Here is a 14,294-nt window from a genome sequence, read left to right as displayed (position 1 = left end):
ATTATTCGAGACAGTTTTTTTGCTGATCTTTAGTCCATCCGCTGAATGATTTGATCATCACTTCTTTCGCTAAATGACGATACATCATACATGAAGTCCTTTTGAAGGCTTTTAGTCAATCGACGTAAGCCTTCTTCCAATTTTTGTCTAGGACACCCAACATTCAAACGTAAAAATTGTTTACCAGATGGACCATAAGTAGCTCCTGACATAATAGCGACTTTCCCTTCATCGACTAGTCTTGTTTGCAACTCGTCCATACTGTAAGGTAACGCACCACAATCCAACCACATCAAATAAGTCGCTTCACTTGGCGTAACGATGACCTCAGGATGCTGCTCTTTTAAATAACTCGTCACAAACGCGATATTCTCATCAATATAATGATTCAGCTCATCTACCCATTGCGCTTCTTTTTTATAAGCAGCGATCGTTGCCACTAAACCAAAAATACTTGTAGAACTTAATCCATCTGCCCCTTTTAGTTGATCAAAAAATCGTTGGCGTAATCCTTCATCTGGAATCAGTACATAGGAGAAAATCAAACCCGGAAAATTAAACGTCTTACTCCCAGAGGTAACAACAGCCACCCTTTCCTGAACTAAATCAATTAAAGGAGTATGCTTATGCCCTTTTCTCAAAATATCCATGTGTATCTCATCTGAAATAATGAAGACGTCATATGCTTTGGCCAGTTCGATTATCGCTATTAATTCCTGTTTTTCCCACACCCTTCCCGTTGGGTTATGTGGACTACAAAGCAATAAGATCTTGTTTTCTTTTTTAGCCATTTGCAAAGCTAGATCCTCTAGATCAAGATGGTATTTTCCTTTATCATAAATCAAATCGTTGGCAACAACTCTTCGTTTGTTTCCGATGATCGTCTTATAAAATGCATCATACGCTGGAGTCTGGATGATTACCCCATCCCCTTGATCACTCAACAACGTAATAAGCTGCTTGACACTATAAATCACAGACGGACTATACCCAAGCCACTCTTTTTCTATAACAGTATCAAAACGATGAACATACCAATTTGTTATAGCTTCCTTGAAATCGTCATGATTCCATCTTGTATAACCAAAAATCGGGTGTTCCATCCGTTCTTTCAAAGCATGTTCGACTGCCGGCGGAACTTTAAAATCGGTATCTGAGATAGTGAAGGGCAACAAGTCGCTCTTTCCAAAACGATCTTCGATATAATCCCACTGTGTGCAATGGGTACCTCTACGATTGATTTGTTCATCGAAAAACATTTTTTTCACTCCTGCCTTCTTATAAAATTGCATCTAATTGGTTTCTGACCGTGGTGACTTTCGTACCAATGATCACCTGGACATTGGTTTTATCCAAATGAATGACACCTAAAGCCCCCAGTTTTTTCAACCGATCGTCATCCACAAGGGAACCATCATTCACAACTAACCGTAGACGTGTGATGCAATTGTCAAGTGAAGTAATATTTGCTGTTCCTCCTAGTGCACGCAATATTTCCTCTGCGTCAAATCCACCTTTGACTCTGTGCGCCATTTCCGTTTCTGTGTATTCTGCCTCAGCCGTTAGATCCTCGCGACCAGGTGTTTTCAAATTTTTACGTAAAATCACTGTTTTGAAGACAAAGTAATACACTGCAAACCACACAACACCAACAAGCAGCACCATCCACCATTTTGTGTAAGAACCTTGCATCACACCGAAAATGATAAAGTCCAGTATCCCACCATCTGTATTTCCAATCGTCACACCTAACAAGCTCATGAGCATAAAACCAGCACCTGTCATGATCACGTGGAAAATCCATAGTAACGGACTCAAAAATAGGAATAAAAACTCAATGGGTTCAGTGATACCCGTTACAAAAGTCGCAATCACACCTGAAATCAATAATCCTTTGATCATAGGTCGATTCGAAGGCTTTGCCGTTCGATACATCGCCAAAGCAGCCGCAGGTAAGCCAAACATGAATGTAGGCATTTTTCCTTGAGATAAAAAGGCTGTAGCATTTGGTGAGATAGATAGTCCATGTTGCAATTCGCTATAAAAGATGTTCAATGCGCCAAATACTTGTTGCCCATCGATCAGTTGGCTTCCACCCGCTTCTGTAAAGCGAATCATCGAAACCAAGATATGATGCAACCCGAAAGGAAGTAATAAACGTTCCCCTGCACCGAACAAGAACGGACCAAATGGACCTGATCGTTGAATCAGATGACCGATCCCAGTGATGACCATCGCAAATATTGGCCAAATGATAGGGATCATCACCCCTACGATTGCTAGCGTGACCGAAGTAATGATCGGTACAAAACGCGTTCCTGAGAAAAAGGCAAAACTATCTGGTAATTGAAACTGATAGAATCTTGTGTGTAGCTGATAAACGATCAAACCTGCAATGATCCCGCCAAGGACCCCCATCGATAGTGTCTGGATACCAAACACCATTTCTTGTCCTGATTCTCGTAATTGGGCACTCTCCGCTAATTGGTTCGTCTGTTGTAAATAAAAATTAATCGATAATTGCATCACGACATACCCAACAAATCCAGAAAAAGCCGCTACTCCTTTTTCTTTTCGTGCCAAACCTAGAGGAATAGCCATCGCAAACATGACTGGCAAATAACTAAATGCGAAACCTCCAATCGTCGACATAAACCGAAAAATAACTTGTAACCATTCTGCCCCTAAAAAAGGAAAAGCATCGATCGCAGATTCTGCTGAAAATGCACTTCCTATTCCCAGAAACAACCCCATAAAAGCTAATAGGGCTACTGGCAACATAAATGTTTTTCCTAATCCTTGAAAAATCTCCATGTAACTAGCTTTTTTCCCCTTTTGCATCATTCATCCTCCTCTTCTTTTTTCTAAAATAAATGTAAGCGATTCCTAAGATTGTTACAAGTCTATATAAGAAAGAAGAATGAATATTCATAAATCGGAATGGCTATTCTGTTTTCATTTGTTTCGCATATTGGATCATCACAATATCAAGAAGGATATCTAATGAAGCTCTTGGGCTTAAGTCAATATCGTGGTGGTAGATCGTCATTATTTCTGCAATAAATGCAGCTGTCGAGGCAGCTTCTAAAGTACTTCTTTTTTGTCCTAGAAAAGAAAGAATGGGTACATTTCGTTTGTTTAATAATTCCGCATAGTTAATCATTCCCATCGTTTCGCCGCTATGACTAATAAAAATCGCTAGATCTTGCTCGGTCAATTGTTTACTGATTGCAGTCAGTTCATCCCAATCAGTCGAATGTCCTACGTTTTTCCCTAAAAAATGCAACTTACGATTCACTGAAACTGCCACAGGGATACTTTGCCCTAAAGCAAAAATCTCAATTCGATTCGCTTCTTTGAGCATTTCTACCGCGCGATCGATTTGTACCAAGTCAAGTTCTTCAAAAGTAGTGAGTATTTGTTGGAAAAGTTCATTGATCAATGGACTCAAGGAGGTTTGCTCATTTTCATGGACATCTTCTTGTTCAAAATGAAGATTATTTTTGATGGCAAATTTAAATTCTTGATAACCTTGAAAGCCTAATTTTTTCGCCATTCGAGTAATTGTCGGTTGACTGGTAAATGTTTTGCTTGCTAATTCGGCGGCCGTCATTGAAAAAATGTTTTCAGACGTACACAAACAATAATCAAGAACGTTCTTTTCAACTTGATTCAATTTTGGAATTTTATATTGGATTCGTTTATATACTTTGTTCATTCAATCGCCTCTTTTCTTGTTTTTGATCGATTTTTCATTTTCTAAATATTACTCTAACTATTATGTAAAATCTACATTAAATCGTACAAAAGTATAAATAATTTTATTCCTCGTTTCTCCTATAAAAACTAGATGAATCACTAGTATTTTCAGAAGATACTCTTCATTCACTTTCCAACTTTTCTTATCCAATAATTTCTCCAATCCTTGGTCTATTTTCACAAATATAATACGCATGGTCTGGAGTATTTCTTTTATAAATACTACTTAGTATATTTATTTGTTCTGATATATCTATAAAGAAATCACAAGGTTTCACAGTAACTTCCAGTTTTCTATTTGTTTGTCATTTTTTTCTTCTCAATAATGTATTTTTCTCTTGTTCAATTTTCATATTCTTGCCCATATCTCTGCCCACGGAGCTAAAAAATGCAAACAAAAAAAGCCATCATACTCAAGGTAAAACCTTGATATGACAGCTTCTATATATGATGCCAGCTATAGGAGTCGAACCTACGACCTACGCGTTACGAGTGCGTTGCTCTACCAACTGAGCTAAGCTGGCGTTTCCATATGAAATTATAAACGGAATTGGATTGAATGTAAAGCCAAAACTGTAAACTTTTACTTATTTCATGATTTTTTTCATAAAACGTGGTATAATTGATATGAAAGGCAGGTTTTATGAAAATGGCAACTTTTGGAAAATTTGATACAACCATCGTACCATCAGAATTTGGGGAAAAATTTACGATTGATACACATGTGACCTTCACGATTCATGGAAAACCGCAAACTGGAACGATTTCAAAACAACTTAAAAATTCCGCTGTTGTTGAGATTGATGAAACTGACGAAAATGCCAATTTGATGACGCAAAGCAAGGGTGTAGTAATTATCAACTACAAGGAATTGAAGAAGATTTGACACTGACCATCTCTATGCTTTGGGATGGTTTTTTATTATATAAAAAATTACGCAAGACGAAATGAGTTCTGAACCTCGTCTTGCGTATTTTATTTTGATTTTTTTAGGTTGATCCGTGGAAAAACCTTATTTCGTACCGAATAAACGGTCACCAGCATCGCCTAATCCTGGTACGATATATCCATGTTCATTTAGTTTTTCATCTAATGCAGCAGTATAGATATCAATATCTGGATGTGCTTCTTGTAAAGCTTTCACACCTTCTGGAGCAGCAACTAAACATACAAATTTGATGTTTGATGCTCCACGTTCTTTTAATGCATCGATCGCCATGATCGCTGAACCACCTGTTGCCAACATTGGGTCAACAACAAATAATTGACGTGCATCGATATCTTCCGGTAATTTAACGAAATATTCATGTGGTTCAAGTGTTTCTTCATCACGGTACAATCCGATATGACCTACTTTTGCAGCTGGGATCAATTCTAAGATACCATCAACCATTCCGATACCTGCTCGAAGGATTGGGATGATTGCTACTTTTTTACCAGATAACGTTTTTTGTGTTGATTTTGTGATTGGTGTTTCAATGACAACATCTTCCAACGGCATATCACGTGATACTTCATATGCCATCAACATAGCAATCTCGTCAACAACCTCACGAAAGACTTTTGTCCCGCAATCTTTGTCTCGAATAATAGTTAGTTTGTGTTGGATCAATGGATGGTCGATCACTTGAAATTTGCCCATTTTTCTGGTCTCCTTTGTTCTGTCGTTTCTTTTTAATTGTAAAACAAATTACGTCAATTGACTAGTATAACTCATGAATTTTCTAAAGAAAATAGCCCAAATAAAAAAACAAATCGATCACACTAAAAAAAACAGTAAAAAATAACAAAAAAGTTAACTAATCACTTATTATTTGTTATTTTTACTGTTTCTGGTTACTATAAAATATTACAAGATACGATACACAGAAAGTATCATTCTAGTCTTCCTTTAGCCATTGTGTGGATAGAGCCATTGCTGCTCGGGCCGCTTTGGTTTGATCCATCGCATTGACCATCACGAAGTCATGGATGATTCCTTGGAAACGAGCTTGTGTAATGGGAACCCCTGCTGCTCTAAGTTTTCGAGCGTATGCTTCTCCTTCATCGCGTAACACATCTGCTTCCCCAGTTAAAATCATTGCTGGTGGCAGATCCCTCAATTCGTCTAAAGAAGCACGCAATGGGGAGGCTGTGATTTCTGCACGCTCTTTTTCATCTATTGTATACTGATCCCAAAACCATTTCATACCTTCTTTAGTCAAAAAGTAATTTTCTTCAAATTCTTGATAAGAATCTGTATCGAAATTGGCATCTGTCACTGGATAATACAACAATTGTTTATGGATAGGCAGACCTTGACGCTGTTTCGTCAAAAGAGTCATAACAGTGGCCATATTACCGCCAACTGAATCACCTGCTACACTCAATTTCGTAAGATCTAATCCTTTTGATTCTGCTAATTCTCTTAATTTTTGTAAAACAAAATAATTTTGTTCGATAGCTACTGGATATTTTGCTTCAGGTGAACGGCTGTATTCAGGAAATACTACCACTGAATTTGTTCGGACAGCTAACTCCCGAATTAATTTATCGTGGGTCTGAGCGCTACCAAATACCCAACCTGCACCATGGATATAGAAGATGACTGGTAGCTTATCGACATTTCCTTCTGGTCGCACGAACCGAACATTGATTTTTCCCCAATCCTTTGTATCTACGATCAGATCTTCAACATCTACTGGTAATTTATCAACTGATGAATCTTGTACTTTTTCTAAAAGCGCACGCCCTTCTTCTGGCGGTAATTCATAAATTCTGGGGTGAGGTGCATTGGCATCGCTAAATTCAACTGCTTCTTTTTCTAATGAAATTCGTTCGGTCATCGTGATTCCCCCTTGTTTTGATAAAGAGCCAAATTACACCTCATATACTAGATAGCTAAGGGGAAAAAGTCAAAAAATCAGTCTGTACTTCGAATTGGCTTCGAAAAAAAGAAGGACGTGACAAAATGCTTGTCCACACCCCTCTTTTTTGAGTAAACATTGTTCCAAAAGCAGCTTTTCGCAAAATAAAGCGAAATTCGTAAAATTTGAAAAATAAATTCCGTACGTTTCTGCTTATTTCTTGCGGTACAACACTGCTCATCTTCAACCATATGTTTTATTTATTATATAAAGGATACTTTTCCGTTAATTCACGTACGCCTGTTCGCACTTCATCTAGTTGTGCTTCATTATCTTTTACTTGTAGAGCCTTCACGACAAGTTCTGCTACTCTAGTGGCATCTGCTTCTTTAAATCCACGTGTAGTGATTGCTGGTGTGCCGATACGGATACCACTGGTTTTGAACGGACTTAGCGTTTCAAATGGAATTGAATTTTTATTGACAGTGATATTGACACTATCTAAGATACTTTCTGCTTCTTTTCCATTTAATTCCAACCCACGCACATCGATCAAGACTAAGTGATTGTCTGTTGCGCCAGATACTACTCGGGTACCGATTGCTTGATTGAACACTTTTGTCATGGCTTTTGCATTAGCAATGATCTGTTCACTATATTCTTTGAACTCAGGCATCAATGCTTCTTTGAATGCCGCTGCTTTACCCGCGATCACATGTTCTAATGGTCCACCTTGAATCCCTGGGAAGACAGCACTATTGATTTTTTTAGCTAATGCTTCATCATTGGTCAAAATCATTCCACCACGAGGTCCACGTAACGTCTTATGTGTCGTTGTTGTTGTGATATCTGCATAAGGAATTGGGCTTGGATGCATGCCAGTTGCTACTAATCCAGCGATGTGCGCCATGTCGACCATTAATTTTGCACCGACTTCATCCGCGATTTCTCTAAATTTGGCAAAATCGATCGTTCTACCATATGCACTCGCGCCAGCAACGATCAACTTTGGCTGATGTTTTCTTGCTAAGATCCGAACCACATTATAGTCGATGACTTCTGTTGTTGGGTCTACTCCATAGGCAACAAAATGATACGTTTTACCACTAAAATTAACTGGGGACCCATGTGTCAAATGGCCTCCTGCTGAAAGATCCATTCCTAAAATCGTGTCGCCAGGTTCTACTAAGGCAAGATATGCCGCCGTATTTGCTTGGGATCCGGAATGAGGTTGAACATTTACAAATTTTGCGCCAAATAATTCTTTTGCACGGTCAATTGCCAAATTTTCAACGATATCAACAAATTCACAGCCACCATAATATCGATGTCCAGGATAACCTTCTGCGTATTTATTCGTCAATATACTTCCTTGAGCTGCCATCACTGCTTCAGAAACAAAATTTTCGGAAGCAATAAGCTCCAGATTATTTTCTTGTCTTTGTTCTTCTTTTGCGATTGCAGCCCATAAATCAGGGTCAAACGTTTTGTAGTCTACCACAAACAACAGCTCCTCTATATTGTGTATCAAACAGATTTTCTAGCAAACAAAAATCAGTTCAACCTGTAAACTCTCATCTTTTTTTCAATTGAGTTTACTTTATTGCATTGTATCATAATAAAAGCTGGGAACAAGATACGTAAGATCATTTTTCAAAATATTTTTGGTTCGCCGATTTTTTGAGGCGATTCATATACGCATTGCCTAGACCATCTTCAGGAAAAGTTTCTACCAAAATCAGATCAAGCGCCAAGTTTTCCTCATCCAGCCCTCTTAATCCAGCAAATAATCCTTTAGTTGCCGCTTCAACAGAATCATTGAAATACATATATACAGCCGCTACATCAAAGCGAACAGCTTCCGCAATCGTTGGGCCTGCAATCACACCAACACGTAATGCCTTTTCTTTTGCCCAATGGACTGCCTCCTGCCAATCCTCTGGACGAACCATCATCACTTGGGTATCTGGTGCATAATGTTTATACTTCATTCCAGGAGATTTCGGTGTTTCAGAACTTTGCACTAAATGGCGATCGATCGTTACGTTACCGCCAATTACTGCTTCCAATTGTTCTTTAGTCACAGCGCCAGGACGTAATATCATAGGATCAGCTGCTGGATCACTGAGATCAATCACAGTGGATTCTACACCGATTCTAGTAGCCCCATCGTCGATGATCCCTGTAATCTTTCCTTGTAGATCATGAAAAACGTGAGCTGCAGTCGTAGGGCTAGGTTTTCCAGATGTATTGGCACTCGGACCGACCAGAGGAACTCCAGCTAGCTCAATCGTAGTCAAAGTTTTTTTGTTATCTGGCATGCGAAAAGCTGCTGTGGATAAACCACCAGTCACTATTGAAGGAAGACTGCCTTTTTTAATCTCAAAAATCAAAGTAAGTGGCCCAGGCCAAAAGTTCTCAACAATTTTTGCCGTCGCTGGATGAAAGTTATCCACATACGTTTTCACCTGTTCAAATGATGACACATGGACGATCAATGGATTGTCTTGTGGACGTCCTTTTACTGAAAACACTTGCTTGACAGCATCTGGCAAAAGAGCATTCGCACCTAACCCGTACACAGTTTCTGTTGGAAATGCCACCAGATCACCCGACTTCAATGCTTGAGCAGCTTCTTTTAATTGTTCTTCGTTATAATATTTTGTTTCCACAGTCTATCCACACCCCATTTTTATTGAATACTTGATTTATTCCACTTTATCCACTTCTTATCAACAGATTGTTGATAACTATTTTGTCAATAGTGGATAAGTCTGTTGATAAGTTAAAAAGTCGGTTACATCCTTGTTAAATCAATGTTTTTTTATAATAAAAAAACAGAAAAAAATATTTTCATCCACAACTAATCTGTTACGATGATCATCCGTTCATTTCCGAATAGATCTTTTCTGATACGCACTTTTTTATCAGGAAAAACATCTTCAAAAATTCTTTTTACAGCAGCGCCTTGCGTAAACCCTATCTCCAAAAAAATCTTGCCTTTTGATTTCAATAAATCTTTTGCTTCTTTAGCAATTTTTTTATAGATTGCTAATCCTTGGTCTTCTGCAAATAATGCCATTTTCGGTTCATATGTCCGAACACTTTCATCCATCAGATTCCATTCAGCGATACTGATGTATGGCGGATTTGAAATGATGATATCAAATTTTTGCGCACTCACGGGAGCCAAGGTATCCCCATGATAAAAACAAATATCGACAGACTCCTGGTTCGCATTTTCCTTTGCTACTGCTAATGCTTGCTCTGATAGATCAACAGCCGAGACATTCCAAGAAGATCTTTTCGCTTTTAAACTGATTGCTATCGCACCAGTACCCGTACCGACATCAACAACGTCTAATCGTTCATCAGAAGTCTCGTCTAAACACAGTTGGACTAATTCTTCGGTCTCTGGTCGAGGGATCAATGTGTCTTTTGTTACTTTTAAACGATGACCATAAAAATCCGCATATCCTAAGATGTATTGCGGGGGCAAGTGTTTCAAAAGCAGTGCCATATCTTGATCGATCATTTCTTGATCTTTTGTTGATATTGGGTCATTCATATGGATCAACCAATCTGTTTTACTCCATTTTTTTCTTTCAAGAAACAGAAATTGGATACTGTATCCTTCGATCGTTTTGGATTCTAAAAAAGAAGAAGCCCGTGAGAGGACTTCTCGATATGTGGTCTTACCCATTTTGCATTGCTTCCAATTTCGATGTTTGATCGTACATGATAAGTGCATCAACGATTTCATCAAGTTTTCCGGCAAGTATTTGATCGAGTTTTTGGATGGTTAATCCAATACGGTGGTCTGTCACACGATTCTGTGGGAAATTGTACGTACGGATTCGTTCGGAACGGTCTCCTGTACCTACAGCAGATTTACGATTTGCATCGTATTCGCTTTGTGCTTCTTGTTGGATTTTATCGTACACGCGTGCACGTAAGATCTTCATTGCTTTTTCTCGGTTTTTCAATTGAGAACGTTCATCTTGCATCGCAACGACGATTCCTGTAGGCAAGTGTGTTAAACGAACCGCTGAAGCTGTCTTATTGACGTGCTGTCCACCAGCTCCAGATGCATGATAAATATCTGTACGGATATCTTTGTCTTCGATATCGATTTCGACTTCTTCTGCTTCGGGCATCACAACGACTGTTGCTGTTGATGTATGGATCCGACCTTGGGATTCTGTTGATGGTACACGTTGTACACGGTGAGCACCACTTTCGTATTTCAATTTAGAGTAGACATTATCCCCTGTAATCATCATGATCACTTCTTTGTATCCGCCAATACCCGTGATGCTTGCTTCCATGACTTCTGTTTTCCAGCCTTGTGATTCTGCATATTTTTGGTACATATTGAATAGGTCTCCAGCAAATAAGGCTGCTTCATCCCCACCTGCGGCTCCACGAATTTCCATGATAATATTTTTATCGTCATTAGGATCTTTAGGAAGTAGTAGAATCTTGATTTTTTCCTCTAATTCTTCCTTTTCCTTTTTCAATTCAGAAAGTTCTTCTTTTGCCATTTCAGCCATATCATCGTCTAATTTTTCACCAAGCAACTCTTCGGTATCTTTGATTCCTTGAACGACTTCCTTGTAGCGACGATAGACTTCAACTGTTTCACGAGTATTTGCTTCTTCTTTTGACAATTGCATAAATCGTTTTGTATCCGTGATCACTTCTGGATCGCTTAGTAACTCACCAAGCTCTTCATAACGGTCTTCAATTGATTGTAATTGATCGTACATGCTTATTCTCCTTCTGTAATAATCGATGGGTGGAAATAATGTTTCCGGCAAACCGGGTAATAGGCTTCATTGCCACCAATTTGGACTTGGTCCCCCTCATATACAGGTTTCCCATCAATATAATGTAAATTCATAATTGCTTTTTTATGACAAAACCAGCAAATGGTCTTCATCTCTTCGATTTTGTCTGCATAAAGCAATAAATATTTTGATCCTTCAAATAATTCATTTCGAAAATCATTTTTCAAGCCAAACGCCATCACCGGAATGTTTAATTCATCAACAATTTTCGTGAACGCAATAACATGCTCTTTTTTTAAGAATTGCGCCTCGTCAATCAATATACAATACGGTTTGTTTTCCATTTTTAAAATGACATCATAGACATCTGTTTCTTCAAAAATCGGCATTGCTTCTCGTTTTAAGCCGATTCGACTAGAAACAACTCCTACGCCGTCTCTTGTATCGATACCACTTGTCATCAACACAACTGGTTTATTTTGTTCTTCATAATTATGTGCTACTTTTAAAATCTCGATTGTCTTGCCGCTATTCATTGCGCCATACTTAAAAAATAGTTGTGCCATTCCCTCGTTCACCTTCCAGTTTGTTCCTATGGTATTATACTTGATTTTCATCATTTTTTACAGTGAGAATTTTCAGTCCTGATTGGTTCGTTACCAAAAACCAAGTGCATAGAGTTTTATAACTGATTAAAAGGGATATTTTCACTAGTTTCTATCACTATCCCCGAGGTCAGAAAAGACAGAAAAAAAGAGACAGTCACTTCTACCAGTGATTGTCTCATTTTTACTCTCTATCAGATGACGTTGATTTCATTAAGTGGCCAGTAACGGAAAACAACTTTTCCTTGGATCATATCTTTATCGACAAATCCAAACATCCGACTATCTTTAGAAATCAGACGGTTGTCTCCCAGAACCAGATACTCTCCTTTAGGCACCGTATAGTCAAAATCACTTGTAAATTTTTGTGCATTTTCTGCTTGTGCCTGAAAAGCTTGGCTATAGGAATATTCATCTTGTAGCTTATCATCAGCAAATTCTTTTTTGAATTCATCTAAGTAAGGCTCATCATATTTTTTTCCATTGATCGTCAACTGATCATTTTCCATTTTTACTGTATCTCCTGGTAAGCCGATGATACGCTTCACGATCATCCGATCTTCATCTCCAGGTTCTTTGGTTGTGATGATGTCAAAACGCTCATATTTTGAAATTTTTGATGAAATCAATCGCTGTCCATCATTCAAAGTTGGATCCATTGAATGTCCATTGACAGTGACTGGTGTGAATACGTAAACACGCGCTAATAGAAGGGCTGCTAGTACTAGGATCAGAATACCCCAATTTTTCAAAAATTCTTTCACAAAATACCTCCCGTATTTTTATTTTTAACCTTTTATTCGTGTTCCACTTTATTTTACCTTTTTTAGAAACTAAAGGAAAGAATAAGTGCACATTCAGTTTATACTATCAGATGTTTTTTTAAGTGTAGCAAAAGACTGGAACAGCTTTTTTAGTTCCAGCCTTTATCCGTTTTTTATCAGTTACGGGAATGTTTTCTTCGTTGACTCCTACTGTAAATCATTGGTTCTTCTGCTTCCTCTGGTTGTTCTTTTTTGACAATCAGTTTCAAACGATAAGGTTCATGGTATCTTAAACCATCTTTGACAAAATCACCACCGACGATAAATAGTCCCACTGGTTCGATCGTATCTTCGGCAGATGCCACAGTCATTCGACCAACTGGCTCCATCTCAGAATAACTACGCCCAATATTTAAAATGTATTCTTTGTCAGAAACTTTTTTTACATAATAATAGGGATATAACGTATTGCGATCTACTAAAAAGCCATCCATTCTTCCAAGATCGTTGACCTTGATCTCACCGTTACCGATCAGATAGCGCATGTTCTCGGCTAATTTCAATTGATAGTCTTCATCGTAAGAAACTACAGCTTCCTGTGTATTTACTTTGTCGATCGTTCCATTATTTGCCATTGTATTTTCTTCATCTTGGATATTAAATACTTCATCTGGCAGATACTTCACAAATAATTGCGTAACATCTGCCTTCACATTTTTATCAAGAAAATAGTAGAAAACATTTAAAATGATAAAATAAACAAGAATCAAAAAGGCGATTCCATATAGGAAAAATTGTAAATAATTTTGATTTTGCCATAGTCCATAAACGATACGCAAAAGATAGAGCGTTGGGATCACACTTAAAATCGTGTAACCGCGATTCAAATATTTCGGACTAATATCTAGGTAGCCTAAAAATTTATGCACACTATTGATAATATCTAATAAAAACGTCATTGTGAGTCACCTGCTTGCTGGTTATTCGTCTGTGTCTTTGAGTTTTGAGTCAGCGCAGCATTTTTTGCTGTCGCATCTCCGTTGTTTTGTATAGACGAACTTGGTGTTGTGCTGCTTGGCGTAGTGGTTGTACTTGTATCCGTACTGCTTCCACCGTTAAAATCATCTGTCGCCGTATCTTCTGAGCTACTATTTTCTTGGTTGTTATCCTCATCTGTACTACTTGAAGGAACAGTAGAATATGTGGTTGTACTTGTTGTGTCTGTCGTATCTTGCGAAACACTTGATAAAGTCGTAGACTCATCACTCGTTTCAGTTGTTTGCGTTGTTGTATCCCCTGTAGTCGAAGCGGGCGTTGTCTCCTCTGTCGTAGTAGAACTTGATGGGGCACGATAACTCGAACTATTGACCACACCGGTTGCAGTAGCCACAATTGTTGAAATAGTCAAAACCGCTATTGGTTTCAAAATAGGTGCTACTTTTCGCATCATATCTCATCCTTTGTTTTTATTTATAGCTTTTTCATTTTTCTATCCAGTTTATGTGCCAAATCTTACGTGCCACAGAATAG

14 protein-coding genes and 1 tRNA gene are annotated in these 14,294 nt (G+C 38.2%); 1 reads left to right on the top strand and 14 read right to left on the bottom strand.

Going from position 1 to position 14,294, the window contains the following annotated elements:
* Nucleotides 1-29: 29 nt before the first annotated feature.
* The 4 genes from CJZ72_RS07675 to CJZ72_RS07660 all read right to left on the bottom strand — a co-directional run bounded on the left by CJZ72_RS07675 (nt 30) and on the right by CJZ72_RS07660 (nt 4,283).
* The gene (locus CJZ72_RS07675) at nt 30-1,259 is read right to left on the bottom strand and encodes a MalY/PatB family protein (RefSeq protein ID WP_081134551.1); all 1,230 of its coding nucleotides are present in this window, start codon (nt 1,257-1,259) and stop codon (nt 30-32) included.
* Nucleotides 1,260-1,278: 19 nt separating this feature from the next.
* Nucleotides 1,279-2,844 carry a maltose/glucose-specific PTS transporter subunit IIBC gene (gene malX / locus CJZ72_RS07670; protein ID WP_198324533.1) on the bottom strand — a complete coding sequence of 522 codons (1,566 nt, stop codon included), beginning with the start codon at nt 2,842-2,844 and terminating at the stop codon, nt 1,279-1,281.
* 100 nt (nt 2,845-2,944) lie between these two features.
* The gene (locus CJZ72_RS07665) at nt 2,945-3,718 is read right to left on the bottom strand and encodes a MurR/RpiR family transcriptional regulator (protein WP_081134553.1); all 774 of its coding nucleotides are present in this window, start codon (nt 3,716-3,718) and stop codon (nt 2,945-2,947) included.
* Nucleotides 3,719-4,210: 492 nt separating this feature from the next.
* Nucleotides 4,211-4,283 (bottom strand) — tRNA-Thr (locus CJZ72_RS07660).
* Between the two features lie 119 nt (nt 4,284-4,402).
* Between CJZ72_RS07660 and CJZ72_RS07655 the strand changes: the two genes are divergently transcribed.
* Nucleotides 4,403-4,645 (top strand): hypothetical protein, encoded by a 243-nt coding sequence (locus CJZ72_RS07655; protein WP_005879241.1) that lies wholly within the window; start codon nt 4,403-4,405, stop codon nt 4,643-4,645.
* A gap of 126 nt (nt 4,646-4,771) precedes the next feature.
* On the opposite strand, the gene upp is transcribed toward CJZ72_RS07655, so the two are convergent.
* From upp to CJZ72_RS07605, 10 genes are all read right to left on the bottom strand, one after another.
* On the bottom strand, nt 4,772-5,401 hold the full coding sequence (gene upp, locus CJZ72_RS07650; protein ID WP_005879244.1) for a uracil phosphoribosyltransferase: 630 nt from the start codon (nt 5,399-5,401) through the stop codon (nt 4,772-4,774).
* Between the two features lie 238 nt (nt 5,402-5,639).
* Nucleotides 5,640-6,584: an alpha/beta hydrolase gene (locus tag CJZ72_RS07645; RefSeq protein ID WP_081134554.1), complete on the bottom strand. Its 945-nt coding sequence runs from the start codon at nt 6,582-6,584 to the stop codon at nt 5,640-5,642.
* Nucleotides 6,585-6,861: 277 nt separating this feature from the next.
* A complete protein-coding gene (glyA, locus tag CJZ72_RS07640) occupies nt 6,862-8,106 on the bottom strand; it encodes a serine hydroxymethyltransferase (protein WP_081134555.1) in 1,245 nt (414 codons plus the stop codon).
* 145 nt (nt 8,107-8,251) lie between these two features.
* Nucleotides 8,252-9,277, bottom strand: a complete 1,026-nt coding sequence (locus tag CJZ72_RS07635) for an L-threonylcarbamoyladenylate synthase (RefSeq protein WP_095443733.1) — start codon at nt 9,275-9,277, stop codon at nt 8,252-8,254.
* 191 nt (nt 9,278-9,468) lie between these two features.
* Complete coding sequence (prmC, locus tag CJZ72_RS07630; protein ID WP_081134557.1) at nt 9,469-10,308, bottom strand: peptide chain release factor N(5)-glutamine methyltransferase; 840 nt, start codon at nt 10,306-10,308, stop codon at nt 9,469-9,471.
* Nucleotides 10,301-11,374 carry a peptide chain release factor 1 gene (prfA, locus tag CJZ72_RS07625; protein ID WP_005879255.1) on the bottom strand — a complete coding sequence of 358 codons (1,074 nt, stop codon included), beginning with the start codon at nt 11,372-11,374 and terminating at the stop codon, nt 10,301-10,303. The genes prmC and prfA overlap by 8 nt, the downstream gene beginning before the upstream one ends.
* 2 nt (nt 11,375-11,376) lie before the next feature.
* Nucleotides 11,377-11,961, bottom strand: a complete 585-nt coding sequence (locus CJZ72_RS07620; RefSeq protein ID WP_081134559.1) for a thymidine kinase — start codon at nt 11,959-11,961, stop codon at nt 11,377-11,379.
* 233 nt (nt 11,962-12,194) lie between these two features.
* Nucleotides 12,195-12,764, bottom strand: a complete 570-nt coding sequence (gene lepB, locus CJZ72_RS07615; protein WP_081134560.1) for a signal peptidase I — start codon at nt 12,762-12,764, stop codon at nt 12,195-12,197.
* Nucleotides 12,765-12,940: 176 nt separating this feature from the next.
* On the bottom strand, nt 12,941-13,723 hold the full coding sequence (locus tag CJZ72_RS07610; RefSeq protein ID WP_005879261.1) for a DUF6681 family protein: 783 nt from the start codon (nt 13,721-13,723) through the stop codon (nt 12,941-12,943).
* Nucleotides 13,720-14,211, bottom strand: coding sequence for a hypothetical protein (locus CJZ72_RS07605; protein WP_179135147.1), 492 nt, complete (start codon nt 14,209-14,211; stop codon nt 13,720-13,722). The genes CJZ72_RS07610 and CJZ72_RS07605 overlap by 4 nt, the downstream gene beginning before the upstream one ends.
* Between the last annotated feature and the right edge of the window lie 83 nt (nt 14,212-14,294).

The organism is Enterococcus durans, from assembly GCF_002277935.1.
Classification (GTDB): domain Bacteria; phylum Bacillota; class Bacilli; order Lactobacillales; family Enterococcaceae; genus Enterococcus_B; species Enterococcus_B durans.
Note: the sequence above shows the minus strand (reverse complement) of the source record. Positions and strands in the feature narration are given on the sequence as shown.

Bases quoted from the DNA above. Each gene is read 5' to 3' on its own strand.
- CJZ72_RS07675 (WP_081134551.1), bottom strand. From the start codon at position 1,259: ATGTTTTTCGATGAACAAATCAATCGTAGAGGTACCCATTGCACACAG.
- malX (WP_198324533.1), bottom strand. From the start codon at position 2,844: ATGATGCAAAAGGGGAAAAAAGCTAGTTACATGGAGATTTTTCAAGGA.
- CJZ72_RS07665 (WP_081134553.1), bottom strand. From the start codon at position 3,718: ATGAACAAAGTATATAAACGAATCCAATATAAAATTCCAAAATTGAAT.
- CJZ72_RS07655 (WP_005879241.1), top strand. From the start codon at position 4,403: ATGAAAATGGCAACTTTTGGAAAATTTGATACAACCATCGTACCATCA.
- upp (WP_005879244.1), bottom strand. From the start codon at position 5,401: ATGGGCAAATTTCAAGTGATCGACCATCCATTGATCCAACACAAACTA.
- CJZ72_RS07645 (WP_081134554.1), bottom strand. From the start codon at position 6,584: ATGACCGAACGAATTTCATTAGAAAAAGAAGCAGTTGAATTTAGCGAT.
- prmC (WP_081134557.1), bottom strand. From the start codon at position 10,308: ATGGGTAAGACCACATATCGAGAAGTCCTCTCACGGGCTTCTTCTTTT.
- prfA (WP_005879255.1), bottom strand. From the start codon at position 11,374: ATGTACGATCAATTACAATCAATTGAAGACCGTTATGAAGAGCTTGGT.
- CJZ72_RS07620 (WP_081134559.1), bottom strand. From the start codon at position 11,961: ATGGCACAACTATTTTTTAAGTATGGCGCAATGAATAGCGGCAAGACA.
- CJZ72_RS07610 (WP_005879261.1), bottom strand. From the start codon at position 13,723: ATGACGTTTTTATTAGATATTATCAATAGTGTGCATAAATTTTTAGGC.
- CJZ72_RS07605 (WP_179135147.1), bottom strand. From the start codon at position 14,211: ATGCGAAAAGTAGCACCTATTTTGAAACCAATAGCGGTTTTGACTATT.